Below are 25,154 nucleotides of genomic sequence, written 5' to 3'. Positions count from 1 at the left end.
AGATGTGTATAAGAGACAGGTCGTGCACGGCGACCACTGGCGGGTCACGGTCCTGCAGGACGGCCTGTTCCGGGTCGAGTGGAGCGAGGACGGCGGCTTCGAGGACCGCGCCTCGACGTTCGCCGTGCGCCGGCGGCTCGAGGTACCCGAGTACACGGTGCTGCGCCGCGGCGCGGGCGTCGAGGTGACGACCGACCGTGCGACCCTGCGGTACGACGGGCGGCCGTTCTCGTCGGCCGGCCTGGTCGTCGAGACCTCCGGACCCGACGCCAACCGCTGGCGCTACGGCCAGGAGGCCCGTGACCTGGGTGGCACCGGACGCACCCTCGACGACGTGGACGGGCGGATGCCGCTCGAGTCCGGCGTCCTGGCGCGCGACGGCATCGTCATGCTGGACGACAGTGAGTCGTTCCTGTTCGAGGACGACGGCTGGGTCGGCAGCCGGGTCCCCGGGCGGCGGGACGTCAGCGTCTTCGCGTACGGGCGCGACTACGCCGCGGCGCTCCGGGCGTTCCACGCGGTGTCCGGGCCGCCGACCCTGATGCCCCGGTGGGCGCTCGGCAACTGGTGGAGCCGCTACCACCCGTACTCGGACGCGTCGTACCTGGCCCTCCTCGACCGGTTCGACGAGGAGCGCCTGCCGTTCTCCGTCGCCGTGATCGACATGGACTGGCACCGGGTGGAGTCCGTGCCGTCCCGGTTCGGCAACGGCTGGACCGGCTACTCGTGGGAGCCCTCGCTCTTCCCCGACCCGCCAGCGTTCCTGGCCGAGCTGCACCGGCGCGGGATGCGCACGACGCTCAACCTGCACCCCGCGGACGGCGTCCGGGCGTTCGAGGACGCCTACCCCGCGATGGCCGCGGCGATGGGGGTCGACCCGGACACCGAGCAGGCGATCCCGTTCGACCCCACCGACCCGGACTTCCTCCGCGCGTACTTCGAGGTGCTGCACCGTCCCCTCGAGGAGCAGGGCGTCGACTTCTGGTGGATCGACTGGCAGCAGGGCCGGACGTCCTCCGTCCCGGGGGTCGACCCGCTCTGGGTGCTCAACCACTTCCACCTGCTCGACTCGGCCCGTGACGGCGGCGCCGGCATGACGTTCTCCCGCTACGCCGGACCGGGCAGCCACCGCTACGCCGTCGGGTTCTCCGGGGACGCCGTCGTCTCGTGGGCGTCCCTGGCGTTCCAGCCGGAGTTCACCGCCACCGCCGCGAACATCGGCTACCCGTGGTGGAGTCACGACATCGGCGGGCACACCCGCGGGGTCCGGGACGACGAACTCGCGACACGGTGGGTGCAGTTCGGCGTGTTCTCGCCGATCATGCGCCTGCACTCGGCGAACAACCCCTTCATCCGCAAGGAGCCGTGGGTCTTCCCCGCCGAACCGCGGGCGGCGATGGGTGACGCCCTGCGCTTCCGCCACCGTCTCGTCCCGTACCTGCACACCATGAACCACCTCGCCGCGGCCGGCACCCCGCTCGTCCGGCCGATGTACCACCTCGAGCCGCACCGGGACGAGGCGTACCGCGTCCCGAACGAGTACGCCTTCGGCACCGAGCTGGTCGTCGCGCCGATCGTCGAACCGCGTGACCCGGTGACCCTGCGTGGGCGCGCCCGCGCCTGGTTGCCGGCCGGGACCTGGACGGACGTGTTCACGGGCACCACCTACGCCGGGGACCGCTTCGTCGACCTGCACCGGACGCTCGACACGATCCCCGTGCTGCTGCGGGCCGGCGGGATCCTGCCGCTCGCCGCACCGGAGGAGGTCGACGCGACGGTGAACCCGGCCGCGCTCGAGGTGCTCGTCGCGCCCGGGGCCTCCGGCAGCTTCACGCTCGTCGAGGACCGCGAGGACACGTCCGGGCAGGAGGACCCCGGCGGATCCGCGGGACCCTCCGTCGCCGACGGCACCGGTGCCTGCCGGACGACGCTCACGTGGGACCGGGACACCGCCTCGTTCCGCGTCGACGCGGCGGTCGGGGACGTCGACGTCGTCCCGGTCCGTCGACGGTGGCGCGTCACGTTCCTCGGGTCGCCGGCCGCCGGGCAGGAGGCCGCGGTCGTCCGGCCCGACCGGTTCTCGATCGACCTCGACGTCCCCACCGACGAGGGCGCGGTCCTCACGTTGGCCGGTCCCCCGTCGGTCGGCGTCGACGCACGGGACGCCGCGCGGGACCTGCTCGAGCGCGCCCAGGCCGGGAACCCCGAGAAGCTCACCGCGTGGGAGGTCGTGGACCGCGACGTGCCGCGGGCCGACCGGATCGTCGAGCTCGAGACGGTCGGGCTGCCGGACTCCCTGCGGAGCGCCCTGGTCGAGCTGCTGGGGAGCGTGCAGCCGGACGGGCGCTGACGACGGGCTCGCCGCGGTCCGTCAGGCCGCCACCATCCGCGCGAGCACGTCCTGCGCGGTCGCCGGCTCGCGCCCGAGCAGGTCACGGAGCAGCGGGTCCGTGCCCGCGAACCGACCCTGCGCCGCCGCCTGGTACATACCGAGCAGGAAGCGCACCATGCGCTCGTCCTGTCCGCTGGCGACCGCGCGGGCGACCCACTCGTCCTCGTCCACGACCTCGAAGCGCACCGGCGTACCGGACACCGCTGCGGCGGTGCGCGCCAGGTCCTCGAACGTCGGTGCCTCGCTCGCGGTGAGCGTCACCGGGCCGTCGAGGGGTTCCGCCGCGAGGAGGATCTGCGCGGCGGCCTCGGCGGCGTCCTCGCGGGCGGTCCAGGACACCGGCCCGTCGGCCGGTACCGACACGACACCCGTGGCCTGCCACGATCCGGTCATCCACTGGATGCTGTGCGCGTAGAAGCCGTTCCGCAGCGAGGTCCACGGCAGCCCGGACGCGGCGAGCATGTCCTCGGTCGCGGCGTGGTGCTGGGCCGGCAGGAACGGCGAGCCGGCACCGGCTCCCTGGTGGCTCGTGTAGAGGACCCGTCCGACCCCGGCTGCCACCGCGGCGTCGACCGCGTTGCGGTGCTGGCCGATCGTGTCGCCGGCAGGGTCGTTCGACGAGACGAGCAGGAGCTGGTCGGCACCGGCGAAGGCGGACCGCAGTCCGTCGGGGTCGTCGTAGTCGCCCTGCCGGACGGTGACGCCCTGCTCGGCGAACCGTGCGGCTCGGGCCGGGTCACGGGTGACGACGGTGACCTCCGATGCAGGCAGCCGCTCGAGCAGGTGGTCGGTCGTCGCGCCGTTCAGGGCGCCGGTCGCTCCGGTGACGGTGATCATCGTTGTCTCCTTCGTGCTATCGGTGGTAACACGATGAACGTACCGCCGGAAACACAGCGGTAGCAAGGAGTCGTTATCGTTGATCCATGCCCGATGCCCCCGCGCCCCGCGCCGACGTCCGCGACCGGATCGTGACCGCCGCCGCGGAACTCCTGCGCCGGGACGGAGCGGCCGGTGTCACGACCCGGGCGGTGTCGGACCGCGCGCACGTGCAACCGCCGACGATCTACCGCCTGTTCGGCGACAAGGACGGCCTGCTCGACGCCGTCGCCGAACACGCGATGACCGAGTTCAGTCGGACGAAGGCCGATGCCGTCCACGCAGCCGCCGAGCACGAGGTCGACCCCGTCGCCGACCTCCGCACGGGTTGGGACCTGACGATCGGCTTCGGGCTCGACAACCCCGACCTCTTCGTCATCATGAGCGACCCGCGACGGGGCAACGGGTCACCGGCCGTCGCCGCGGGGCTCCGCCTGCTCGAGGACCGTCTGCGCCGCGTCGCAGCGGCCGGGAGGCTCGCGGTCCGCGAGCGCGACGCCGTCCGGCTCCTGCACGCGGCCGGCACGGGCGCCGTGCTCACCCTCCTCGAGGAGCCCGAGGGCGAGCGGGACCCCGCCCTCGCCGACGCCGCGTTCGCGGCCGTCATGACGCAGATCTGCACGCCCGATCCGAGCGGGGCGGCGCCGGACGGGCCGTCCGCGACCCGGACGGCCGCGCTCACCCTCCGGTCGGTCGCGCCGGACCTCGCGGCCCTGTCCCCGGCCGAACGGTCGGTCCTCGCCGAGTGGCTGGACCGCGTCGTCGACCACGAGGGCGAGCCCGGCCACCGTGGCCGACGCGGAGAGCACGGCGGATCCGGCCACGACGAGGACTGAGCCCGTCACGGGCGGCCCGGGCGGGCCTCCCGTCAGTCGACGGACCCGTCCGGGTAGGGCGCGCTCTCCCCGACCAGGATCCGGTGCCCGACGGTCACGGCACGCCCCTCGCCCGCCCGACCGGCGATGCGCTCCTGCAACCGGTCGAGTGCCGCCTCGGCGAGCGCGACGGTGTCCGGCGCGACCGAGGTCAGACTCGGCACCAGGCTCGCGGCGAGGCCGATGGCGTCCCACCCGACGACGGCGACGTCGCGCGGCGCCTCGAGCCCGCGCAACCGCATCGCACGGAGGGCGCCGACCGCGGCGAGGTCGTCCCGGCAGAGCAGCCCGTCGATCGAGAGGCCGTCGTCGAGCGCGCGTCCGAAGGCCTGCTCGGCCCCGCGGGCGTCGCCGACTTCGCGCGGCACGCACAGCGACGGGTCGAACGGCAGGCCGGCAGCGGCCAGGCCGTCGCGGTACCCCTCCATGCGGAAGGCCGAGGTGCGGGACTGCTCGCCCACCTCGTGCCCGAGGAACCCGATGCGGCGTCGCCCGAGTGCGGCGAGGTGCGCGACGGCCTCGGACGCGGCCAGGACGTTGTCGATGGCCACGAGGTCGCCGCCCGGGGGTCGGACGTCCTCGCCCAGGAACACGACGGCGGTGTCTCCGCGCGCCCGGTCGATCTCCGCCGGTGTGAGGACCTGGGGGTGGATGACGACGCCGTCGACGACGCCCGCCTCACGCCCACGGACGGCGGAGAGCTCGCCACCCGGCGCTCCGGCGGTCTCCTCGAGCAGGAGCTGGTAGCCGCGGTCGGCGCACACGCGGGAGAACACGTGCGCGAGCTCGGCGAAGTACGGACGGCGGAGGTCGGGGAAGGCGAACGCGAGCATGTTCGTCCGCCCGGTGGCGAGGCTCCGCCCGGAGACGTTCGGCCGGTACCCGAGCTCGTCGACGGACCGCTGCACGCGCTCCCGCATGGCGTCGCTGACGTGCCGGTACCCGCGGACCACGTTGGACACGGTCTTCATTGAGACGCCGGCGTGCTCCGCGACGTCCTGCAGCGTGACCTGGCCCACGCGCTCACCGTACCGTTGACGCTGCGTTTACAGCGCTGTAAATTGCTCGACCATGAGCACCGTCGCTTCCCCGGTCCCCGTCGACGTCACCGACCTCCCCCTCGCGAGTCGTCAGGACGGCCGGTACCCCCGACCGCAGATGCTCCGCCGCGACTGGACGGACCTCAGCGGCACCTGGTCCTTCCGGTACGACGACGACGACTCCGGAGCGGACTCGGGATGGGCCACGGGCCTCCCGGCCCCCCGCGCGATCACGGTGCCGTTCCCGCCCGAGTCCCCGGCGTCCGGGATCGGCGACCCGGGGTTCCACCCCGTGGTCTGGTACGCGCGGACGATCGGCCGCGCCGAACTCGAGGCAGCCGGCCACGGCACCGCACGCCCCCGCCTGGTGCTGCACTTCGGCGCCGTCGACCACCGCGCGCAGGTGTGGATCGACGGCCGGTTCGTCGGCGAGCACGAGGGCGGGCACACGCCGTTCTCGTTCGACGTCACCGCACTGCTGACCGACGGCGCCGACGGCGTGACCGACCACCTGCTCGTCGTCCGCGCCGAGGACGACCCCGCCGACGTCACCCTCCCCCGCGGCAAGCAGGACTGGCACGAGGACGCGCACGCCATCTGGTACCGCCGCACCACCGGCATCTGGCAGCCGGTCTGGCTGGAGGCCGTGCCGCGCACCGCGATCAGCTCCCTCCGGTGGTCGCCGGCGGGGCCCACGGCGACCGCGTTGACCGTCCGGTTCCTGGGCCGAGTGCCGGCCGGAGCGCGGCTGCGGGTCGCCCTGCGGTTCGACGAACGGGACGAGGACCTCGGGACCACCGACTGGGACGCCACCGCGAGTCGGCCGACCCTCGACGTGAGGGTGCCGGTCGCACGGCAGCGCAACGGCCAGGCCGAGGACGAGCTGACCTGGTCGCCCGAGCACCCACGCCTGGTCGACGCCGTGCTCACCCTCGTGGACCAGGACGGCCACGTGCTCGACGCGGTGTCGAGCTACCTCGGCATGCGGAGCGTCGGCGTCGGCGGCGGCCGGTTCCTGCTCAACCGTGCGCCGTACCCGGTGCGCAGCGTGCTCGACCAGGCGTTCTGGCCGGAGTCGCACCTGGCCGCACCGCACCCGCTCGCCCACCGCCAGGAGGTCGAACTCATCAAGGCCCTGGGGTTCAACGCCGCGCGGATGCACCAGAAGATCGAGGACCCGCGGTTCCTGCACTGGGCGGACCGCCTCGGCCTCATGGTGTGGGGCGAGGCACCGGCCGCGTACGAGTTCTCCCCCACCGCCGTCCGCCGTCTCACCGCGGAGTGGACCGCGGCCGTGGAACGGGACGCCTCGCACCCGTCCATCGTCACCTGGGTCCCGTTCAACGAGTCGTGGGGCATCCAGCACGTCGTGTCCGACCCGGCGCAGCAGGCGTACTCCCGCGCCCTCGTCGACCTGACCCGCGCGCTCGACCCGTCCCGCCCCGTGATCGGGAACGACGGCTGGGAGCAGCAGGACACCGACATCGTGACGATCCACGACTACGAGGGCGACGGTGCGGTGCTGGCGCGCACCTACGCGGACGACGCCGCCCGCACCCGTGCCCTCGAGGGACTCGCCCCGTCCGGCCACCCACAGTTCGTCGGCGGGGCCGTGGACCAGGGGCAGCCGGTGATGCTCACCGAGTTCGGCGGGGTGCGACACCAGTCGGGCGGGCGCCGGGAGGAGGGCTGGGGCTACACGACCGCCACCGACGGCGACGACTGGGTCGAGCGCATCACGGCGCTGCACGACGCCGTCCGTGCCAGCACCTTCCTGGCCGGCTCGTGCTGGACGCAGCTGACCGACACGATGCAGGAGACGAACGGGCTGCTGAACGCCGACCGGTCACCGAAGGTCCCCGTCGAGCAGATCCGCCGGGCCGTCACCGGACAGTGAGCGGCGCCCCCGCCCCACCCCGCCGCCTCACCCCGCCAGGTCCTTCGCGAGCATGAGCTCCGCGGACCGCACGGACGCCGTCTCCGCGGACGTGAGCTCCCGCCCCTGGACCTCGGCGTCCCGGATCGCGATGAGCAGGTCGTAGGTGCGCACCTGGAGACCGCCTCGCCGTCGGCGTGCGCGAAGGTCCAGGCGGCGGGCGATGCGGGCGAGACGGATGCGGTGTCCGCGGAGCCGGGCCTCCCGGGCCCATCGCCGGACGGTCATCGACGCCATCGCGGCGACCATGAGCACGATCCCCAGGTAGAACGGCGGATCGAACGCGGTCCGGAGGACGTCGCGGAGCAGCACCGGCCCGAGCACGAAGTGGTCGGCCGTCAGGGACGCGATCTCCTCGACGCTCGCGATCGCGACGAGGGACAGCCCCACCCGGAACACGACGAGCGCCCCGCGGCTGCCGAGCACCCCGCGAGCGAGCGTCGTGGCGGTGATCGCGGCGACGCACGCCATGTAGATGCTCGCGTACGACCAGGTCGCGGTCTGGTCGATCTCGTCCACGATGAAGGTGAAGACGGTGTCCCCGCGGTCCCGGATGAACAGGAACGGCACCGTGAAGGACGCGAGCATCGCCACCAGGGCGAGCGGGTGCGCCAGTGCCGGACGCCGGTCGACGTCACGCACGCTGCCGCGGAACAGCAACCAGAACGCCGTCGTCGCGCAGAGGTTCTGCACGAGGTTCACGAGGTTCGTGCCGCCGAGCAGCGCGTCCAGGTCCCGCTGCGGGACGACCGCGCCGAGCGTCAGCAACCCGAGCGCGCCCACCCCGGTGGCCGCCCAGCTCGCTCGCCCGTGCGGGTTCCGTCCGATCGAGGGCGCGCGGATCGCGAAGCTCGCCGCGGCACACCAGAACGCCAGGGCGTGCAGGACCCCCATTAGCCGTAGGTCCGCTCGTCCGCCCCCACGGTGCCGGACAGGAGGACCGTGGCCAGTTCGTACGCGAAGGTCTCGGCGAACTCCTCGTCGTCACCCTGCAGGGACGAACCCGCGGGTGCGGGGAGCGTGTGCTGGACGTCGTCGATCGAGCGGTGGCAGACGGTGCCGCCGACGGACCACGCGGCGAAGTCGAGCTGGGTCCGCGGGACCGGCACGCCGGTGTCCCCGCGCACGAGGTGGCCGAGTTCGTGCAGGACGCAGTGCATCCGGTAGAGCGGCGTCGACCCCGGCGGCAGGAGCACGAGCGCCGCGTCGGGCGACTGGGACACGAGCGCGGTCAGGGCGCCCCAGCTCGGGCCGTCGACGTCCACGACACGGATCGGCTTGCCGATCCGTGCGGCGACGGCGTCGACCACGTGACGGAGGCGGGGCGCGTTCGGGAGCACCGCGACGACGTCGCGGATCGCCCCGGCACTGACAGCGTCCACACCGCAAGCCTAGGGCGTGGGTGCGGGTCCGATCCGGGAGGCACGACCCCTCTCGGAGGGACGCTCACGTCGGGCCGGGTTGGGGTCAGGTCGGTGTGCGGCCGGCCGGCTCAGGCGCCGGACGCCTCGTAGTGCCGGGCACCGCCGGTGACCCCGGCGAAGCGGAACGGCCCCGCGGTGACGCGCGGACGCTCGGCGTCGTCGCTCGTCGCGGCACCGGCGGCGTGCAGCTCCCGGTACGCCTCGACGGACAGCGGGACCCGTGCCGCGAGCAGCTCGGCGACGCGTCCGGTCCGGCGGTGGTCGCGGTACTCCGGCCGGACGACGCCGGTCATGAGTTCGCCGACGCTGCCGGAGCCGTAGCTGAACATGCCGATGCGGGCGCCGGCCAGGTCGTCGTCCAGGTCGAGCAGCGCGCCGAGGGCGATCCAGAGCGACGCCGTGTACGTGTTGCCGGTCTGACGGTTGTACGTGAACCCGACGGCGAGCTCGGTCTCCTCGAACGGGACGTCGACGTGCTGTGCGAGCTTCCGGTGCGCCTTGATCGCCATCTTCGTGAACGGCTGGTGGTGCACGAAGCGGTCGATCGCCTCGATGCCGGGGCCACCGCGCGCGGCGAGGTCGTCCCAGGCCCCGATGAAGGCGTCGACGTACGCGGTGACCGACAGCCGCCCGTCCACCAGCGCGGTGGAGCGGTCGTTCGGGCGCCAGAAGTCGTCGACGTCGGCGGTGAACAGACCGGACTGCGGCTCGAGCTCGACCAGGTCCGGGTCGGCGGCGATGAGCATCGCGACCGCGCCGGCGCCCTGCGTGGGCTCCGCGGCCGTCTCGACGTCGTAGCGGGCGACGTCGGCGGCGATCACGAGCACGCGTTCACCCGGGTCCCGCGCGATGATGCCGAGGGCCATCTGCACCGCGGCGGTCCCGCCGTAGCAGGCCTGCTTCAGCTCGACGACACGGACGTTGGTCGGCAGACCGAGCAGCCCGTGCACGAACACCCCGGCGGCCTTGGACTGGTCGATGCCGGACTCGGTCGCGAAGAGCACCGTGCGGATGCCCTCCACGCCGTGACGGTCGAGGACCTCCTTCGCGGCGGCGGCGCCCATCGTGACGATGTCCTCGTCGGGGGCGGGCACGCTGAAGGCGTCCTGGCCGATGCCGACGTGGTACTTCGCCGGGTCGACGCCCGTGGTGGCGGCGAGGTCGTCGAGGTCGAGCACGTGGTGGCCGGTGGCGATCGCGAGGTCGTGGATGCCCACGGTGAGCGGCTGTTGCGTGGTCATGCCGACGCTCCTTCCGGTCGGTGGCCGCGTCGCTCCATGGCGACGTGTGCGGCCATGAGCTCGCCCGGGTTCGTCTGGGCGGCGAGCAGTGAGAGTTCACCGCAGAGCACGGTGGCGGCGCAGAGCGCGGCGAGGCGTCGGGCGTTGGCGCCGGGCTCGCGGTCCTCCCGGCAGCCGAGGCGCACGAGGGCATCCTCGACGACGGGCAGGTCGTTGCCCTTGCCGTTGCCGACCGTGCCGACGATGAGGTGCGGGAGCGAGCACGAGAAGTACAGGTCGTCGCCTCGGGCCTGGGCGAGCGTGATGCCCTGGGAGCCCTCGACGATGTTCGCCGCGTCCTGCCCGGTGGCGAGGTAGAACCCGAGCAGCATGTTCGCGTAGTGCGCGTTCGCGGAGCGCAGTGCCCCGGCGATCGTCGACCCGACCAGGTTCTTCGCCGTGTTGAGCTCGACGATCCGTTCGGTGGAGGACCGCAGGCGCTTCTCGACGACCTCGCCCGGGATGACGATCTCGGCGATGGTGTTCCGGCCGCGGCCCCGGATGCCGTTCACCGCGGTGGCCTTCTTGTCCGAGCAGAAGTTGCCCGAGATCGACACGTACCGCAGCTCGGGCTCCCAGGCCAGGATCGCCGGCAGGAGCGTGTCCGCGGCCTGCGTGACCATGTTGTGACCGGAGGCGTCGCCCGTGGTGAACGCGAACCGCAGGAAGAGCAGGTCACCGACGATCTCCGGGTGCACCTCGATGAGCTTCGCGAAGCGACTCTGCCCGGTGACGATGGTCTCGAGTTCGCCCTGGCGGGCGAGGATCCGTCCGGCGGCCATGTGCGCGGCGGCGGCACTGGAGGCGCGGACGACCACCGAGCGGGTCATCCGCTCGTCGACGACGGTCGAGACGATGCCGCCCTCGACCATGCGCGAGATCCGTGCGCCGCGGCCGACGGACGGCCAGAGCGGGGACTCGTACGTCGCGAGGGGCACCTCGTGCTCGCCCTCGACGGCGTTGCCGCTGACGCGGATCGGTCCGACCCACTTCGTGGGGATCGGGGTCTGCAGGTCGGTCATCGCGTGGTCCCTTCCTCGGGTTGCACCGCGACGCTGAGGTGCCTGATGTCGTGTGCCTCCCAGGTGCGGAGGATGTCGGCGGGGTCGCTGTCCGCGGGGACGAGCGCGATCCCGCAGTCGCCGCCACCGGCCCCGGACGGCTTCGCGGCGCCACCGGCTGCCTCGACGACGTCGCAGAGCGTCGCGAGGCGCGGCGTCTCGATCTGCGAGCCGACGGATGTCCCGAGGTCCTGCAGCAGGCCCCGGGCGCGCCGGAGTGCGCCGAGCGTGCGCTCGGCGTCCCCGGTCCGGAGGCCCGTGGTCAGGTCGTCGACGCAGGCGCGGCTGGCGTCGAGGAACGCCGCGTAGTCACCGTCGCGGTGTCGACGCACGACACCGACGAGCTTCGTCGTGGACGCCGGTGACCCGGTCCAGCCGACGAGGAGCCGCAGGTCGGTCGGGGCGGGCAGGTGCTCGACGTCGAAACCGGTCCAGGCGTCGTCGTCGTCGAGGATCGACGAGACCGTCCGCTCGTCGAGCAGACCGGCCAGGACCTCGCGGTCGGGCGCGCTGTAGCGGAGCCAGCCGCCGAAGGTGCTCGCCGCGAGGTCACCGCCGGAGGCGCGGGGTGCCACGCGGATGGTCGCGAGCAGCGCCACCATGAAGCGTCGGCGCTGCGACAGGCCGAGGCCGTAGAAGCGGTCGAGGGCGCCGACGGTCGCGACGGTCACCGCGGCCGACGAGCCGAGCCCGAACTTCCGGCCGCTGGCGTCGTCGAGCTGGCTCTCGATGCGCAGGTCGTGGAACCGCGGCGCGATCCCGAGCTCGGCGCGCAGCTTCTCGACGAGGTCGATCGTCGCCATGACGTAGTCGTAGGGGTGGTGCTCGCGGTCCAGTGCGAGGCCGTCCTCGGCACGGGTCCACGTCAGCGGGAGGTTGCCGTACTCCTCGGAGTGCACGCTGCCGGCCCCGTGCCCCTCGGAGACGCGGGCGGTGATCGCACGGTCGAGGGCGATCAGCACGGACGGCTGACCGGGCTCGACGACGGCGTACTCGCCCGCCACGAACAGCTTGCCGTGGGCTCGGAACTCGGTCACGCGGTGGTCTCCTCTGCTCGGGGGTGGTCCCCCGGGCGTTCGGAGCCGACCAGGTGAGCGGCTGGTCCAGTGCCGGACTCGATGACCGCGCCGAACCCGTCCAGGGACGCGGCCACGCGGGCACGGTCCTCCGGACGGCAGAGCACGACGACGTTCGGGCCGGCGTCGGCCGTGGCGTAGGCCTCGAGGCCGTCGGCCCGCAGCGCGGCGACGGCGTCGAAGACCGCGACGCTGCGACTGTTCAGGTAGCGGATCGGGGGGAAGGCGCCCTCGATGGTGGCGTGCATGCGGAGCGCGTTGCTCTCGGTCAGCTCGCCGATGCGGGTGAAGTCGCCGGCCGCGCACGCGGCGAGCATGTCCTGGACGGTCTCGGTCGTGGAGGTCACCCAGGCCGGGTAGAACGGCGACGTCGCGATCGTCCGGCGCATGGCCTCGCGCGAGCCGATCTCCTTCGGGCCGTCGTCGATCGTCACGACCACCATCGCCATCGGCGGCGCGGGGATCGTCTCGGCGAAGGACCCCTCGTCGTCGCCCGCGTGCCAGACCGCGACCCCGCCGGGGATCGACCGCGTGGCCGAGCCCGAACCGCGGCGGGCGAGCCGGGAGAGGTCCCGCGACGACAGGTCGAGGCCGTACGCGCTCGCGGCGGCGACGGCGAGGGCGGCGAAGCCCGATGCGCTCGAGGCCAGTCCGGCGCCCGTGGGCACGGTGTTCTCCGTGACGACGGCGGCGTGGGCGTCCGAGCCGGACAGGTCACGGACGAGGTCGAGGAAGCGCTCGACCCGCACCAGCGCACCGTCGTCGACGACGCGACCGTTCAGGGTCAACGTGTCACGCGCCTCCCGGCCGGCGTCGAGCGTGACGGTGGTCGTGGTGGGGAAGACGTCGAGGCCCATCGAGACGCTGCCCGTGGCGGGCAGCGCGAGGTCGGCGTCCGCCTTGCCCCAGTACTTCACGAGCGCGATGTTGGGGTGCGCGACGGCGGTTGCGGTCATCAGGCACGGGCTCCGATCGAGGTGGTCCAGGTGGCGGCGGCGCCCGCGTCGCGCAGTGCGGTCACGATGCGGGTGGCGTGCTCGTCGTCGGCGGCGAGGGCCAGGACGCATCCGCCCCGTCCCCCGCCGGTGAGCTTCGCGCCGAGGGCGTCCGCGCTGCGTGCGGCGCCGACGAGCCGATCGAGGTCCCCGCTCGACACGTCGAGGGTGGTGAGCAGTTCGTGCGCGGCGTCCATGGTGGCACCGAGGGCCTGGGCGTCGCCGTCGACGAGCGTCCCCCGCGCTGCCCGGGCGAGGTCCCCGATGCGCTGCACGACGGCGTCGACCACCTCGGGGGCGCGGTCGTGGCGTTCCCGCACGGCCGCGACGGCCTCGCGCGTGTGTCCGGGGACACCGGTGTCGGCGACGACGAAGACGAAGCGCCCGGTGAGTTGCACCGGCTCGACGACGTCGTGCTCGAACCAGACGGGCTCGTCGGCGACGACCCCTCGGGCGTCGAGTCCGGACGGGCGCCCGTGGGCGACGCGCTCGCACGCCTGGATGAGGTCGTGGTGGGTGGCGCGGTCGAGCACGACCCCGAGGGCGTCGGCGACCGCGGCGGTCACGGCCGCGGCGACGGCGGCGCTCGACCCCATCCCGCGGGCGGTGGGCACCTGGCTGTCGACCCGGACGTGGAACGCGGTGTCCACGGCATGCGGGTACCCGAGGTCGGCGAGGTGGCGGAGCGTCGCGGTGACGGCGGTCGTCGTGGGCAGCACGGCGGCCGGCGCGAGGCCGAACGGCCCCGTGTGCACGGAGGACTCCAGCACGTGCTCCGCCCCGGACGAGTGCGTCGCCGGCAGGGGCGTCGCGGTGGCCGTCACGCGGACGTCGGTCACCGGCAGCACGAGCGCGGGTGCGCCGTAGACCACGGCGTGCTCGCCGATCAGGATCGTCTTGCCGTGGGACACCGATGAGCCGACTCGCGGGATCGCTGTGGTCGTCGTCGGTGCGGTGGCGGGGTGGTTGCTGGTCATCGTCGGTCCGGCCAGCCTAACCGGACCCGACGACGGACGTCCGTCCGGTGCGCTCTCGGCGGACGGACGCCGTGTGTCGGCTGGACGTCGTCGCGATCGGGTTGTGCACAACCCGGTGGCGTGCAACAGTGACGTCATGCCGGTGACCGACGAGATGGTGTGCTTCTCCCTCTACGCAGCGACCCGGGCGACGACCCAGGCGTACCGCACGCTGCTCGAGCCGTGGGGCCTGACCTACCCGCAGTACCTCGTGCTCGTGACGCTGTGGGTCGAGGGCGGCCAGACCGTGTCGAGCCTCGGCGACCACCTGCAGCTCGACTCCGGGACCCTCTCGCCGCTCCTCAAGCGCATGGAGCAGGGCGACCTCGTCCGTCGCGAGCGCCGCAGTGACGACGAGCGCGTGGTCACCGTGACGACCGGCGAGCGCGGCCGGTCCCTCCGCGCCGAACTCGCGCACGTCCCCGCGGCCATCGCGGCGGGCACCGGACTGATCGACGAGCGCTCGGCCGCCGAGCTCATCGCGACGCTGCACCGCCTGACCGAGACGATGCACCGCGCCGCAGCGTCACCCGCACAGCCCGCGCCCGCGCAGCCCGCACCCGCGCCGCCCGCCTGACGCAGCGTGCGCGCTGGCCGACATCTTTCACGCTCGGCACCCCGAACGGTGTCGCTGAGCGCGAACCCAGCGGGCCGGCGAGCGCGTCCCCACTGACCAGACAGACCCCACGAAGGAAGGAAGGACACCACATGGACGTCCTCTACACCGCAGAAGCCCTGTCCACCGGCGAAGGCCGCAGCGGCAAGGTCCAGACCAGCGACGGCTCGTTCGAGCTGGACATGGCGATCCCGAAGGAGATGGGCGGCTCCGGCGCCGGCACGAACCCCGAGCAGCTCTTCGCCGCCGGGTACGCCGCGTGCTTCCACTCCGCACTGCAGGGCGTCGCCCGCGCGCAGAAGGTCAAGGTCACCGACTCCTCCGTCGGCGGCCGCGTCCAGATCGGCCCGAACGGCCCGAACGGCCAGGGCGGATACCAGCTCGCCGTCGTGCTCGAGGTCGTCATCCCGGACATGGAGCACGACCAGGCCCAGGCCCTCGCGGACGCCGCCCACCAGGTGTGCCCGTACTCGAACGCGACGCGCGGCAACATCGACGTCACGATCACGGTCTCGGAGGACTGAACGTGGCAGACCAGACCATGCGCGCCGTCGTCCACCCGGAGTTCGGCGAGCCCGCCGACGTCCTGACCGTCGAGCAGCGCCCCGTCCCCACCCCGGGCGCCGGCCAGGTGCTCGTCCGGACCGTGCTCTCCCCGATCCACAACCACGACCTGTGGACGATCCGCGGCACGTACGGCTTCAAGCCGGAGCTGCCCGCGCCGTCCGGCACCGAGGCGCTCGGCGTCGTCGAGGCCCTCGGCGAGGGCGTCACGCACCTGTCCGTCGGCCAGCGCGTGGCCGGTGGCACCTTCGGCGTCTGGGCGGAGTACTACGTCGCCGACGCCGCCGGGCTGATCCCCGTGCCGGACGCGATGCCCGACGAGTCGGCCGCCCAGCTCGTGTCGATGCCGTTCAGCGCGATCAGCCTGCTGCACTCGCTCGACCTGCACGAGGGCGACTGGCTCATCCAGAACGCCGCGAACGGCGCAGTCGGCCGCATGGTCGCCCAGCTCGGTGCCGCCCGCGGCATCAACGTCATCGGCCTCGTCCGCCGTGCCGAGGGCGTCGAGGAGATGCGCGCCCAGGGCATCGAGCGGATCGTCGCGACCGACACCGAGGACTGGCAGGACCAGGTCTCGGCCATCACCGGCGGCGCCCCGATCCGCGCCGGCGTCGAGTCGGTCGGCGGGAAGGCCGCGGGCGACATCGCGTCCGTGCTCGGTGACGAGGCGACCCTCGTCGTCTTCGGCGCGATGGCCTCCCCCACGCTCGAGATCCCGTCCGGCAAGGTCATCTTCGGCCAGCTCACCGTGAAGGGCTTCTGGGGCAGTGTGGTCAGCCGGACCATGCCCGCGGAGACGAAGCAGGAGCTGTTCGGCGAGCTCATCAGCCGCGTGCTCGACGGGTCGCTGACGCTCCCCGTGTCCGAGACCTTCGCGTTCGAGGACGCCCGCGACGCCGCCCGTGCGAGCGACACCGCCGGCCGCGTCGGCAAGGTGCTCCTGCGCCCGTAGCCCGACCGGAGACACACGGGAGGCCCGTCACCAGCCGGTGACGGGCCTCCCGTGTGTCCGCCGTCGCGTCGGTCAGCGGCGCCCCGCCGCGTCGACGGTGAAGAGGCTGCCGGAGGCGACGCCCTCCTCGACCTGCTCGAGGGTGCGGCCGCGCGTCTCGGGCACGAACCGCCAGATGAACAGCAGCGCGAGGACCCCGACGACGCCGAAGCCGAAGAACGTGCCGGTGATGCCCGTCGCCGCGACGACGGACGGGAACAGCAGCCCGACGAGCGCGGTCGCGATCCAGAGGCAGAACACCGCGATGCCCATGCCGAGGGCCCGGATCTGCGTCGGGAACACCTCCGACAGCACGACCCACACCGCGATGTTGAGGAACGTCTGCATCGAGCCGACGAACGCGACGACGAGGACCAGGATCACCCACGGTCGCGCCGGGTTGCCCGCCGGCAGGGCGACCGAGGCGGTGCCGATGAGGAAGTGGCACACCGTCGTCAGGGAGAAGCCGAGCAGCAGCGTCGTCCGCCGGTCGATCCGCTCCATGTTCGCGATCGCGATGACGCCACCGACCACCGCGATGACCCCCGGGGCGATGGTCGCGATGAGCGCGGCTGATGCCTTGAACCCGGACTCGATGAGGACGGACTGGCCGTAGTACATGATCGAGTTGATCCCGGTGAGCTGCTGCGCGACCCCGAGTCCGGCGCCGATGAGCACGATCCGGACGAGCCACTTGTTCCGGAGCAGGACGGTCCACCCGCTCTCCCGCTGCTCCTGCGCCTCGTGCTCGTGCGCGCGGCGGATGTCCGCGAGTTCGGCCTCGGCGCGGTCCGCCGACCGCACCTGCCGCAGGACGGCGAGTGCCGCGTCGTCACGGCCGTGCGTCGCGAGCCACCGGGGCGACTCCGGCACGCGGAGCATCCCGACGAACAGGGCGACGGCGGGGAGTGCGCAGACGGCGAGCATGATCCGCCAGACCCCGTCGCCCTCACCCCAGAGGCTGGCGATGACGGCGTTCACGACGAACGCGGCGAGCTGCCCGATGACGATCATGAGCTCGTTGCGACCGGACAGTGACCCGCGGATCTCGTACGGAGCGAGCTCGGCGAGGAACACCGGCACGACCGTCGAGGCACCGCCCACCGCGAGGCCGAGCAGCACGCGGCCGACGACGATCACGCCGAACGACGGGGCGGCGACGCACACGAGCGTCCCGACGAAGAACAGCACCGACAGGAGGATGATGGTCCGCCGTCGACCCCAGGCGTCGGCGATCCGTCCCCCGAACACCGCGCCGACTGCCGCGCCGAAGGCCAGCGAACTCGTGACGACACCCACCGTGACGTCCGTCAGGCCGAGCTCCTCCCGCATCGGCAGGAGCGCGCCGTTCACCACCCCGGTGTCGTACCCGAAGAGCAGACCGCCGAAGGTCGCGACGAGCGCCAGCAGCCCGAGGCGGCGGCGGTGCGGTCCGGTGCCCACCGGGGGGAGCCCGGCCTCGTGTGCTGTGGGTCGGGTGTCGACCATGCGGTGTGTCCTTCGTCCGTGATCGCGAGCGGGGGTCCGGCAGGGACCGGCGCGGCCCACCGTCCCGGGACGGCTCCCGGCGGGCCACCAGTGATCTTCCCACCGCCGCGCAGGTCCGACGTGCAGGTCCGACGCGCAGGAGCCGGGCCGACCGTGGTGCCGTAGGCTCGCAGCGCGAGGGGACGAGGCACGACGGGACGGGGGGACCATGCGTCGCGGGTACGCAGGACAGGGACACGCAGGACCGGGGCACGCCGGACCGGGGCACGGCCGAGGCAGGCCCGGCCGACTGCTCGGAGCGGTCGCGCTCGCCACGGTCGTCGTCACGACCGCAGCGGGGTGCGCGTTCTTCCGCGGGCCGGACGAGCTGCCGGCGCCGAGCCGCAGCGCCACCGCCGACGGCACGGGCAAGGCCCCCGACCCGAGCGCCAGCGCCGAGGCCCGCCGCATCGCCGAGTCCGCGTCACCACGGACCCCGACCGCCGTCCCCACCGAGGCCGCGGCGCCGGAGCCCACGGTCTCCCCGATCCCGGTCGGCACCGTCGTCAGCGAGGCGGACGTCGTCACGCCGAAGGGCAGCGTGCGGTTCCACTACCGCGTGGTCGTCGCTGACAACGGCTACCCGACCGTGCAGTGGTCGGGGTTCACCTCGACGCTGCCGGTCCCCGTCGGTGCGACTTTCCTCGAGACGCCGCCCTCGGTCGGCGACGGCCTCTCCTGGCACGGCGTCGGGGACACCGTGCTCGGGGGCGGCTCCCCCGCGGTCCCGACCCCGGCCACGACCGACATGGACCCCGGACGGGTGGACCCGTCGTGGCTCGGCACGCTCGTCGTCTACTCGGCGGCCGAGTCCGCGGCCCCCGACCTGCCGGTCGAACTCGGGCCGGACAAGGTGCTCGCGGTCACACCGGTCAACTGGTCGGTACCGGCGCGGACGACGAACGTGCACCCCGTCGACGGTGGGGCACGCCCGAACGCCACCGGGATCACGAGCAGCGAGGGGTCCCCGGACGGGTCACCCGTCGCCTACCGGATCGCGTCGGAGGACCTCATCGGCGCCGTCGCAGCCCGGCTCGGCATCACGGTGAAGGACCTGGTCTGGTTGAACCCGGACGTCACCGTGTACGGCGACCAGCAGTACCTGTACGAGGACACCGTGCTGAACCTCGACCCGTTCCGGCGGTAGTCCGAGCCCGGGCGGGGCGCGTCCGGGTCAGGCGTGCTCGGCCCCGCCGTCGTCGTCCCGAGCGGGTCCGGCGTCGAGCACGTCCCCGAGCGCGGACATCCCCGCCCCGTGGTCGGTGTAGCGGCGCACGGTCCGTCGTGCGGCGGCCCGTGCGGCCCCGGCGAGCCGTTCGTTGCGACGCGCGGCGTCCGCCACCCGGCCAGCGTGCCCGGCGGTCGAGAGCAGCACGTTCGCGAACGCGCGGGCGTCCCCCTGCTCGGGGATGCCCGTCACCGTCCAGGCGCTCCGGACCTGGGCGTCCGGGGTCATGCCGCGGCGGGTGCCCATACGGCGCCAGTCCGACAGCGCGCCCTCGGTCCGGTCGGCCGCGCGGTCCGACTCCGCCGCCCGTTCGGCGTCCGCCGACCGGCGACGCTCGGGTGCCGGGGCCGCCGACGCCGCTTCGGCGCGCTCGCGGGCACCGCGGTCGTCGCCGCCGGCGGCGGCGATGCGGGCGGCGTGGGCCGCTGCTGCGGCCGCGAGGATCTCGGAACGGTCCATGCGACGACGGTACCGTGCACGACCGACGTGGGTCGGGCCTCCCGGCCGTCCGGACGACCGCAGCGGCAGGCGTGCGGACCGGAGGACCGAGGTGCGGGTGACCGCGAGCGGCGGTGCGCGCACCGGGGGGGCCGGCGCACCGCCGCCGGGTCAGTTCGTGCGGGCGGGCTCCGTGGTCAGCCAGACCGCGGCGTCGGCAGCGAGGACCCCGTCCACGAACGCGCCCGGCACCGACTCGACCAGGACCTCCTCGCCGGACACGCCCTCCCCGGCCGGCAGCCGCACCGGCTCGGAGCCGAGGTTGCCGACGACGGTGACCCGGCCGTTCGACCACACCAGCACGCTTCCGGTACCGGTCTCGTGCCAGCGCAGGGTCCCGGCGCCGAGGGCCGTCCGCCGTCGGACGTCGAGCGCCCGGCGGTACATCGCCAGGGTGGAGGCCTCGTCGTCCTCCTGCTCGGCGACGGCGTACGCGCCGAAGTCGACCGGCTGCGGCAGCCACGTGTCCGCGGCGGACGAGAAACCGAAGGACGGCCCGTCGGAGGTCCACGGGATCGGCACCCGGCACCCGTCGCGGCCGCGGATCCGGTGGCCGGAGCGCTCCCACACGGGGTCCTGGCGGACCGCGTCGGGCAGCGTGGTGACCTCGGGCAGGCCGAGTTCCTCACCCTGGTACAGGTAGGCGGAGCCCGGCAGGCCGAGCATGAGCAGCGTCGCGGCCCGGGCACGGCGGAGACCGGTGGCACGGTCCGGCTGCGGGTCGTCCACGCCCACACCGGCCTCGAGCTCGACCGGTCCGTCGTAGCCGAAGCGGCTCGCGTGCCGCATCACGTCGTGGTTCGAGAGCACCCACGTGGTCGGCGCACCGACGGCGTCGTTCGCGGCGATGCTCGTGTCGACGTTCGCCCGGATCGCCGCCGCGTCCCACGGGAGCGACAGGTACGCGAAGTTGAACGCCTGGTGCATCTCGTCGGACCGGACGATGCGGGCCGCCCGCTCCGGTGGGAGCCACGCCTCGGCGCAGAGGATGCGCTGGCCCTCGTACTCGTCCAGGATCCGTCGCCACTCGCGGAAGACGGCGTGGATGCCCTCCTGGTCCCACATCGGCGGCATCACGCCGTCGACCGGCTCCGCGACGCCGTGGGTCGCGTGCGGCCAGTCCGGCAGGCCCGGGGCCTTCACGATCGCGTCACACACGTCGACCCGGAACCCGTCCACCCCGCGGTCCAGCCAGAACCGCAGCGTCGTCTCGAACTCCCGGTGCACCCGGGGGTCGTCCCAGTTCCAGTCCGGCTGCTCGGGCGCGAAGAGGTGCAGGTACCACTGGCCGAGGGTGCCGTCCGCCTCGGTGACGCGGGTCCAGGCCGGGCCCTCGAACATCGACTGCCAGTCGTTCGGCGGCAGGTCGCCGTGTTCGCCGCGTCCGTCGCGGAAGTGGAACATCCCACGCTCCGGGCTGCCCGGCGCGGCGGCGAGCGCGGCACGGAAGAGCACGTGCTGGTCCGAGCAGTGGTTCGGGACGAGGTCGGCGATGACCCGCAGCCCCAGGTCGTGCGCCCGTGCGAGCAGGGCGTCCGCGTCGGTGAGCGTGCCGTACAGCGGGTCGACGTCCCGGTAGTCGGCCACGTCGTAGCCACCGTCGGCCTGCGGGGACGGGTAGAACGGCGAGAGCCACACGGCGTCGGCACCGAGCGCCGCGACGTGGTCGAGCCGCGCCGTGATCCCGGCCAGGTCACCGGTCCCGTCACCGTCGAGGTCGGCGAAGGACCGCGGGTAGACCTGGTAGATGACGGCGGTGCGCCACCAGTCGGTCGCGGCGTCGGTCACGTCAGCGTCGGTCACAGCAGCGTCGGTCACGTCGGCGTCGGTCACGTCGGGGGTGGTCATGCGGTCGGCACCTTCCGGTCGTAGAGCTCGGGGCGGCGGTCCCCGATCCAGTCGTTGTGCGGGCTCGTGGACTTGTCGCGGGCGAGGGCCGGGAAGACGTCGACGGTGATCGCGGTCGCGCCGGCCCCGGGCTCGGTCTCGGCGGCGACCCAGCCGAACTGGTCGACGATCACGCTCGCCTCGTTCCAGTCCTGGCCCCGTTCCGTGCCCGCGCGGTCGCAGCACGCGATGAACACGCCGTTGGTCCGCGCGGCCGCCTGCGCGGCGATCACCTCGGCGACACGGTCGCGCTCCGGGTGGTCCCCGACCGGCCAGTTCGTCGGGACGGCGATGAGGTCCGCGCCCGCGAGCGCGAGCATGCGGGGCATCTCCGGGAACTCCATGTCGTAGCAGACGAGCACGCCGATGCGGCCGTGCGCGGTGTCGACGACGGGAGGCGCGGCGTCGCCCGGCGTGAACACGAGGGTCTCGCGGTCCCACAAGTGCGTCTTCCGGTAGACGGTCCGGACACCGGTCCGGTCCACGACCGCGACGCTGTTGCGCAGGACGCGGCCGTCCCGCTCGCAGAAGCCCACCACGACGACGGTGTCCGTCCCCGTCAGCGCGCCGGCGACCCGGGCGAAGAGCGGATCGTCCGCCGTGACCGCGAGCGCCGCTGCCTCGTCAGCGTCCCGGAAGACGTACCCGGTCGTGGCGAGCTCCGGCAGGACGAGGACGTCGACCCGGTCCTCGACGGCCCGCTCCACCGCGGCGAGGACGCTCCTGCCGTTGCCCTCGAGGTCACCGAGCACCGGCGCGAGCTGGTCGCACCGGACCCGGGCCACGCCGGTCCCGCCGGCCGTCACTTGACCGCGCCTTCCGTCAGCCCGGTGATGAGCCGACGCTGGAGCAGGACGTAGGCGACGACGATCGGCAGGGCGACGAGCACGGCTGCCGCGGCGGTGACGTCGGGCTGGGCGCCACGCTGCGCGCCGGAGAAGAACGACAGCGACAGCGGCGCCGTCTGGACGGCCTCGTTCTGCGGCACGAGCACGAGCGCGAGCAGGAACTCGTTCCACGTGAACAGGAAGAGGATCGTCGCGAGCGTCGCCACGGCCGGCAGCGCGACCGGGGTCAGCACGCTGCGGAGGATCCGGAAGCGGGAGGCGCCGTCGATGCGCGCCGCCTCGAGCAGCTCACCCGGGACGGAGGCGAAGAACGACCGCATCCAGAACACCCCGAGCGGCACCGACAGACCGATCTGCGGCAGGATGAGCGCCCAGTACGTGTCCACGAGACCCCACCCGGCGAGCATCTGGTACAGCGGCAGCACGGTGACCTCGTACGGCAGGACGAGCCCGACGAGCAGGAGGCCGAGGAGCAACCGGCCCCCGGGCACCCGCATGTGTGCGAGGGCGTAGCCGGCCAGGCAGGCGACCGTCGCGGTCACGACGACGACCGTGATCGCGACGACGGCGCTCGAGACGAGGGCGGACGCGAACCCGCCCTGCGTCCAGGCGTCGACGTAGTTGTCGAACCCGACCCCGCCGTCGTCCCCGCTCAGCGAGGTGACGATCACCGACGCGAGGGGGAACACCGCGACGAGCGCGGCGACGACGAGCACCGCGTGGGTGACGAGGGTCTCGCTGCGTGCGACCTTCACGACGCCGCTCCCTTCCGCTCGCGGAGGGCGAGCTGCACGATGCCGACGACCACCAGGATGAGCACCGTCAGGACCACGGCCAGCGCGGACGCCTGCCCGAGGGCACGGTCCTGGAACGCGTCCTGGTAGACGAAGACGCTCGGCACCGTGGTCGACGTCCCGGGGCCACCGCGCGTGGTGTTCCAGATGAGGTCGAAGTTCCGCAGCGCGAACGTGATGGTCAGGATGAGCGCGATGGAGATCTGCGGGCGCAGGGCCGGCAGCGTGATCGACGTGAACTCCCGGATCGCCCCGGCGCCGTCGAGCCGGGCCGCCTCGTAGAGCGACCGGTCGATCGTCGCGATGCCGGCGAGGAAGAGCACCATGCACAGGCCGTACTCGACCCAGGTCCCGATGAGCCCGATGGACGGCAGGGCGGTGCCGAAGTCACCGAGCCAGCTGCGGGCGAGACCGCCCAGCCCGACCGCCCGGAGGAAGCCGTTGACGGGGCCGTCCTCGGCGAGCAGCCCGCGCCAGGCGACGGCGACGACGACGCTCGACAGGATCTGCGGCAGGAACAGCACCGCCCGGAACACGGTCAGGCCGTGGATGCGGATCCGCGACATCGCGCCCGCGAGCAGCAGCCCGACCAGGACGGGCAGTGCGGCGTAGAAGAACAGCAGCACGACCGAGTGTCCGAGCGCCTGACGGAGGTCGGCGTCCGCGAAGACCGCCGCGTAGTTCGACAACCCGGCCGGGGTGGCGACGCTGATGCCGTCCCAGTCGTAGAACGAGATGCGCACCGACTGGACGATCGGCACCACGACGAACACGACGAAGAACGCCAGGGCCGGGGCGACGTACAGGAGCGAACTCCAGCTGACACGGGTGGCGGCCGGGCGACGCCGACGTGTCGTCGCCCGGTCGGTCCCGCGCTCGACGAGCGTGGCCGCCATGTCAGTCGTGCGCCTTCGCCCAGGTCCGCTGGACCGTGTCGGTGAACCCGGACGGCGTCGTCCGGCCGGCCATCACCTCCTGCAGCGCTCCGCCCATCGCGGTGAGCATGTCCGTGGTGCTCCAGTCGTAGTACCCGACCTGGGTGCCCGCGGCGATGGTGTCCTTCAGCGCGGTCAGGGTCTGCTCCTGGAGCCGGTCCTGCGAGCTGACGCCGTCGGTGACCACCGGCAGGCGGCCGGTGTCGAGGATCCACTGGCCGACCTCGGGGCTGTGCATCATCCCGAGGAACGCGATGGCCGCCTCCTGGTGCTCGGACTTCGTGCTGATGTGCCACGGGGACGCGGTGGCGCCGACACCGCCGGACGTCAGCGGAGCGAACCCGAAGGAGTCAGAGTCGAGCGAGGCGCCGTTCCACGAGCCGCCGACGAAGAACACGCCCTTGCCGTCGGCGAACCGGGCGATCGCGTCCTCGTTGCTCAGCCCGTCGTAGCCGGACCCGAAGTACCCCTTCTCGGCCCAGTCGCGCATGGTCTGGGCGGCTTCCTCGTTGCCCTTGGTCGCGAAGGTCGAACCCGACTTCCCGCCGATCCAGGCGGCGATCGACGACGGGTCCTGCTTCGTCGCGGCGATGTCCGAGAAGACGTGGGTGGCGGCGTACTGGTCGGAGTTGCCGAGCATGATCGGCTGCTCGCCCGCTGCCTTCGCCGTCGCGAGGTCCTGCTCGAGGTCGTCGATCGACGTCGGCGGTTCGAGCCCGAGTTCGTCGAGCTTCTGCTCGTCGTAGTAGATGCCCTGCACCTCGCTGATCACGGACATGCCGTAGAGCGTGCCCGAGCCGAACGCCGTGCCGTCGTCGTTCCAGCGTGCGGGCCCGAGCGTCGAGGCCCCGGTGCCCGTCGACCACCCGTACACGTCCGCCACGTCGTCGAGCGGCCGGACCAGGTCGCCCTTGACGAGCGCCCCGTCGACCGCGTAGCCGATGTTGCCCTGGAAGAGGTCCGGGGCGTTCGCCGAGTTGGCGGCGTTCACGACGGTCGCGATGAGGTCGTCGAAGCTCTTGTACGTGATCCGGACATCGACGTCCGGGTAGGCCTTCTCGTAGGCCGGGACGAGCTTCTCCATGAGCGGCTTCTCGGCGACGTCGGCCCACATCGTCAGGGTCGTGTCACCGTCGATGTCCGACGCGGCGACCTTCTTCGTGATCTCGGGCTGGTCGACCTGGCCGACGGGCCCTCCGGAGCCGGGGGCCGAGCACCCGGCGAGGGCGACGACGAGGCCGATGACGGGCACCGTGGCGAGGAGACCTCGACGGCGTGCGGCTGGTGTGGTCATG

General features: G+C 73.2%; 23 protein-coding genes. 7 read left to right on the top strand and 16 right to left on the bottom strand.

Annotated features, from left to right (window positions below; translation table 11 throughout):
- Nucleotides 1–4 precede the first annotated feature (4 nt).
- Nucleotides 5–2,350, top strand: a complete 2,346-nt coding sequence (locus DEI84_RS14625; protein ID WP_110891401.1) for a glycoside hydrolase family 31 protein — start codon at nt 5–7, stop codon at nt 2,348–2,350.
- A 21-nt stretch (nt 2,351–2,371) separates the two neighbouring features.
- On the opposite strand, the gene DEI84_RS14620 is transcribed toward DEI84_RS14625, so the two are convergent.
- Nucleotides 2,372–3,229 (bottom strand): NAD(P)H-binding protein, encoded by an 858-nt coding sequence (locus DEI84_RS14620; RefSeq protein WP_110891400.1) that lies wholly within the window; start codon nt 3,227–3,229, stop codon nt 2,372–2,374.
- Between the two features lie 86 nt (nt 3,230–3,315).
- Here DEI84_RS14620 and DEI84_RS14615 point away from each other — a divergent pair, with 86 nt between their 5' ends.
- Entirely contained in the window at nt 3,316–4,104 is a 789-nt protein-coding gene (locus tag DEI84_RS14615) for a TetR/AcrR family transcriptional regulator (RefSeq protein ID WP_110891399.1), read from the top strand.
- A gap of 32 nt (nt 4,105–4,136) precedes the next feature.
- Here DEI84_RS14615 and DEI84_RS14610 read toward each other — a convergent pair whose 3' ends face one another.
- A complete protein-coding gene (locus tag DEI84_RS14610) occupies nt 4,137–5,162 on the bottom strand; it encodes a LacI family DNA-binding transcriptional regulator (RefSeq protein ID WP_110891398.1) in 1,026 nt (341 codons plus the stop codon).
- 52 nt (nt 5,163–5,214) lie between these two features.
- Between DEI84_RS14610 and DEI84_RS14605 the strand changes: the two genes are divergently transcribed.
- Nucleotides 5,215–7,080: a sugar-binding domain-containing protein gene (locus DEI84_RS14605; RefSeq protein WP_110891397.1), complete on the top strand. Its 1,866-nt coding sequence runs from the start codon at nt 5,215–5,217 to the stop codon at nt 7,078–7,080.
- Between the two features lie 27 nt (nt 7,081–7,107).
- On the opposite strand, the gene DEI84_RS14600 is transcribed toward DEI84_RS14605, so the two are convergent.
- The 7 genes from DEI84_RS14600 to mvk all read right to left on the bottom strand — a co-directional run bounded on the left by DEI84_RS14600 (nt 7,108) and on the right by mvk (nt 13,932).
- Complete coding sequence (locus tag DEI84_RS14600; RefSeq protein WP_110891396.1) at nt 7,108–8,013, bottom strand: hypothetical protein; 906 nt, start codon at nt 8,011–8,013, stop codon at nt 7,108–7,110.
- Nucleotides 8,013–8,501, bottom strand: a complete 489-nt coding sequence (locus DEI84_RS14595; protein ID WP_110891395.1) for a hypothetical protein — start codon at nt 8,499–8,501, stop codon at nt 8,013–8,015. The genes DEI84_RS14600 and DEI84_RS14595 overlap by 1 nt, the downstream gene beginning before the upstream one ends.
- A gap of 110 nt (nt 8,502–8,611) precedes the next feature.
- Complete coding sequence (locus DEI84_RS14590) at nt 8,612–9,784, bottom strand: hydroxymethylglutaryl-CoA synthase (RefSeq protein ID WP_110891394.1); 1,173 nt, start codon at nt 9,782–9,784, stop codon at nt 8,612–8,614.
- Complete coding sequence (locus tag DEI84_RS14585) at nt 9,781–10,845, bottom strand: hydroxymethylglutaryl-CoA reductase (protein ID WP_110891393.1); 1,065 nt, start codon at nt 10,843–10,845, stop codon at nt 9,781–9,783. Before DEI84_RS14585 ends, DEI84_RS14590 begins: the two co-directional genes overlap by 4 nt.
- Nucleotides 10,842–11,921, bottom strand: a complete 1,080-nt coding sequence (locus tag DEI84_RS14580) for a phosphomevalonate kinase (protein WP_110891392.1) — start codon at nt 11,919–11,921, stop codon at nt 10,842–10,844. Before DEI84_RS14580 ends, DEI84_RS14585 begins: the two co-directional genes overlap by 4 nt.
- The gene (gene mvaD, locus DEI84_RS14575) at nt 11,918–12,916 is read right to left on the bottom strand and encodes a diphosphomevalonate decarboxylase (RefSeq protein WP_309146394.1); all 999 of its coding nucleotides are present in this window, start codon (nt 12,914–12,916) and stop codon (nt 11,918–11,920) included. Before mvaD ends, DEI84_RS14580 begins: the two co-directional genes overlap by 4 nt.
- A complete protein-coding gene (mvk, locus tag DEI84_RS14570; protein WP_181420484.1) occupies nt 12,916–13,932 on the bottom strand; it encodes a mevalonate kinase in 1,017 nt (338 codons plus the stop codon). Before mvk ends, mvaD begins: the two co-directional genes overlap by 1 nt.
- Before the next feature lie 136 nt (nt 13,933–14,068).
- On the opposite strand from mvk, the gene DEI84_RS14565 reads away from it, so the two are divergent.
- From DEI84_RS14565 to DEI84_RS14555, 3 genes are all read left to right on the top strand, one after another.
- Nucleotides 14,069–14,548 carry a MarR family winged helix-turn-helix transcriptional regulator gene (locus DEI84_RS14565; protein WP_181420483.1) on the top strand — a complete coding sequence of 160 codons (480 nt, stop codon included), beginning with the start codon at nt 14,069–14,071 and terminating at the stop codon, nt 14,546–14,548.
- 131 nt (nt 14,549–14,679) lie between these two features.
- A complete protein-coding gene (locus DEI84_RS14560; protein WP_110891391.1) occupies nt 14,680–15,111 on the top strand; it encodes an organic hydroperoxide resistance protein in 432 nt (143 codons plus the stop codon).
- Nucleotides 15,112–15,128: 17 nt separating this feature from the next.
- Entirely contained in the window at nt 15,129–16,103 is a 975-nt protein-coding gene (locus DEI84_RS14555; RefSeq protein ID WP_110891406.1) for a zinc-binding dehydrogenase, read from the top strand.
- A gap of 72 nt (nt 16,104–16,175) precedes the next feature.
- Here the strand turns inward: DEI84_RS14555 and DEI84_RS14550 are convergent, their stop codons facing one another.
- Nucleotides 16,176–17,630: a sugar porter family MFS transporter gene (locus DEI84_RS14550; RefSeq protein ID WP_110891390.1), complete on the bottom strand. Its 1,455-nt coding sequence runs from the start codon at nt 17,628–17,630 to the stop codon at nt 16,176–16,178.
- Between the two features lie 208 nt (nt 17,631–17,838).
- Between DEI84_RS14550 and DEI84_RS14545 the strand changes: the two genes are divergently transcribed.
- Nucleotides 17,839–18,816 (top strand): LysM domain-containing protein, encoded by a 978-nt coding sequence (locus tag DEI84_RS14545; RefSeq protein ID WP_110891389.1) that lies wholly within the window; start codon nt 17,839–17,841, stop codon nt 18,814–18,816.
- Between the two features lie 27 nt (nt 18,817–18,843).
- Here the strand turns inward: DEI84_RS14545 and DEI84_RS14540 are convergent, their stop codons facing one another.
- The 6 genes from DEI84_RS14540 to DEI84_RS14515 all read right to left on the bottom strand — a co-directional run bounded on the left by DEI84_RS14540 (nt 18,844) and on the right by DEI84_RS14515 (nt 25,153).
- The gene (locus DEI84_RS14540; protein WP_111060756.1) at nt 18,844–19,356 is read right to left on the bottom strand and encodes a hypothetical protein; all 513 of its coding nucleotides are present in this window, start codon (nt 19,354–19,356) and stop codon (nt 18,844–18,846) included.
- A 150-nt stretch (nt 19,357–19,506) separates the two neighbouring features.
- Entirely contained in the window at nt 19,507–21,243 is a 1,737-nt protein-coding gene (locus DEI84_RS14535; RefSeq protein ID WP_110891387.1) for a glycoside hydrolase family 13 protein, read from the bottom strand.
- Nucleotides 21,240–22,088, bottom strand: a complete 849-nt coding sequence (locus DEI84_RS14530; RefSeq protein WP_220032903.1) for a nitrilase-related carbon-nitrogen hydrolase — start codon at nt 22,086–22,088, stop codon at nt 21,240–21,242. Before DEI84_RS14530 ends, DEI84_RS14535 begins: the two co-directional genes overlap by 4 nt.
- The gene (locus DEI84_RS14525; RefSeq protein WP_110825918.1) at nt 22,085–22,885 is read right to left on the bottom strand and encodes a carbohydrate ABC transporter permease; all 801 of its coding nucleotides are present in this window, start codon (nt 22,883–22,885) and stop codon (nt 22,085–22,087) included. The genes DEI84_RS14530 and DEI84_RS14525 overlap by 4 nt, the downstream gene beginning before the upstream one ends.
- Complete coding sequence (locus DEI84_RS14520) at nt 22,882–23,820, bottom strand: carbohydrate ABC transporter permease (RefSeq protein ID WP_110891386.1); 939 nt, start codon at nt 23,818–23,820, stop codon at nt 22,882–22,884. Before DEI84_RS14520 ends, DEI84_RS14525 begins: the two co-directional genes overlap by 4 nt.
- Before the next feature lies 1 nt (nt 23,821).
- Nucleotides 23,822–25,153, bottom strand: coding sequence for an ABC transporter substrate-binding protein (locus tag DEI84_RS14515; RefSeq protein ID WP_110891385.1), 1,332 nt, complete (start codon nt 25,151–25,153; stop codon nt 23,822–23,824).
- Nucleotide 25,154: the final 1 nt, after the last annotated feature.

It is taken from the genome of Curtobacterium sp. MCBD17_023 (assembly GCF_003224415.1).
In the GTDB taxonomy this organism is placed as follows: domain Bacteria; phylum Actinomycetota; class Actinomycetes; order Actinomycetales; family Microbacteriaceae; genus Curtobacterium.
Note: the sequence above shows the minus strand (reverse complement) of the source record. Positions and strands in the feature narration are given on the sequence as shown.

What these genes read in the sequence shown, in the direction of transcription:
- DEI84_RS14620 (WP_110891400.1), bottom strand. Translation starts at nt 3,229, where the DNA reads ATGATCACCGTCACCGGAGCGACCGGCGCCCTGAACGGCGCGACGACC.
- DEI84_RS14615 (WP_110891399.1), top strand. Translation starts at nt 3,316, where the DNA reads ATGCCCGATGCCCCCGCGCCCCGCGCCGACGTCCGCGACCGGATCGTG.
- DEI84_RS14605 (WP_110891397.1), top strand. Translation starts at nt 5,215, where the DNA reads ATGAGCACCGTCGCTTCCCCGGTCCCCGTCGACGTCACCGACCTCCCC.
- DEI84_RS14600 (WP_110891396.1), bottom strand. Translation starts at nt 8,013, where the DNA reads ATGGGGGTCCTGCACGCCCTGGCGTTCTGGTGTGCCGCGGCGAGCTTC.
- DEI84_RS14590 (WP_110891394.1), bottom strand. Translation starts at nt 9,784, where the DNA reads ATGACCACGCAACAGCCGCTCACCGTGGGCATCCACGACCTCGCGATC.
- DEI84_RS14585 (WP_110891393.1), bottom strand. Translation starts at nt 10,845, where the DNA reads ATGACCGACCTGCAGACCCCGATCCCCACGAAGTGGGTCGGACCGATC.
- mvaD (WP_309146394.1), bottom strand. Translation starts at nt 12,916, where the DNA reads ATGACCGCAACCGCCGTCGCGCACCCCAACATCGCGCTCGTGAAGTAC.
- mvk (WP_181420484.1), bottom strand. Translation starts at nt 13,932, where the DNA reads ATGACCAGCAACCACCCCGCCACCGCACCGACGACGACCACAGCGATC.
- DEI84_RS14565 (WP_181420483.1), top strand. Translation starts at nt 14,069, where the DNA reads ATGCCGGTGACCGACGAGATGGTGTGCTTCTCCCTCTACGCAGCGACC.
- DEI84_RS14560 (WP_110891391.1), top strand. Translation starts at nt 14,680, where the DNA reads ATGGACGTCCTCTACACCGCAGAAGCCCTGTCCACCGGCGAAGGCCGC.
- DEI84_RS14555 (WP_110891406.1), top strand. Translation starts at nt 15,129, where the DNA reads ATGCGCGCCGTCGTCCACCCGGAGTTCGGCGAGCCCGCCGACGTCCTG.
- DEI84_RS14550 (WP_110891390.1), bottom strand. Translation starts at nt 17,630, where the DNA reads ATGGTCGACACCCGACCCACAGCACACGAGGCCGGGCTCCCCCCGGTG.
- DEI84_RS14545 (WP_110891389.1), top strand. Translation starts at nt 17,839, where the DNA reads ATGCGTCGCGGGTACGCAGGACAGGGACACGCAGGACCGGGGCACGCC.
- DEI84_RS14540 (WP_111060756.1), bottom strand. Translation starts at nt 19,356, where the DNA reads ATGGACCGTTCCGAGATCCTCGCGGCCGCAGCAGCGGCCCACGCCGCC.
- DEI84_RS14535 (WP_110891387.1), bottom strand. Translation starts at nt 21,243, where the DNA reads ATGACCACCCCCGACGTGACCGACGCCGACGTGACCGACGCTGCTGTG.
- DEI84_RS14520 (WP_110891386.1), bottom strand. Translation starts at nt 23,820, where the DNA reads ATGGCGGCCACGCTCGTCGAGCGCGGGACCGACCGGGCGACGACACGT.
- DEI84_RS14515 (WP_110891385.1), bottom strand. Translation starts at nt 25,153, where the DNA reads ATGACCACACCAGCCGCACGCCGTCGAGGTCTCCTCGCCACGGTGCCC.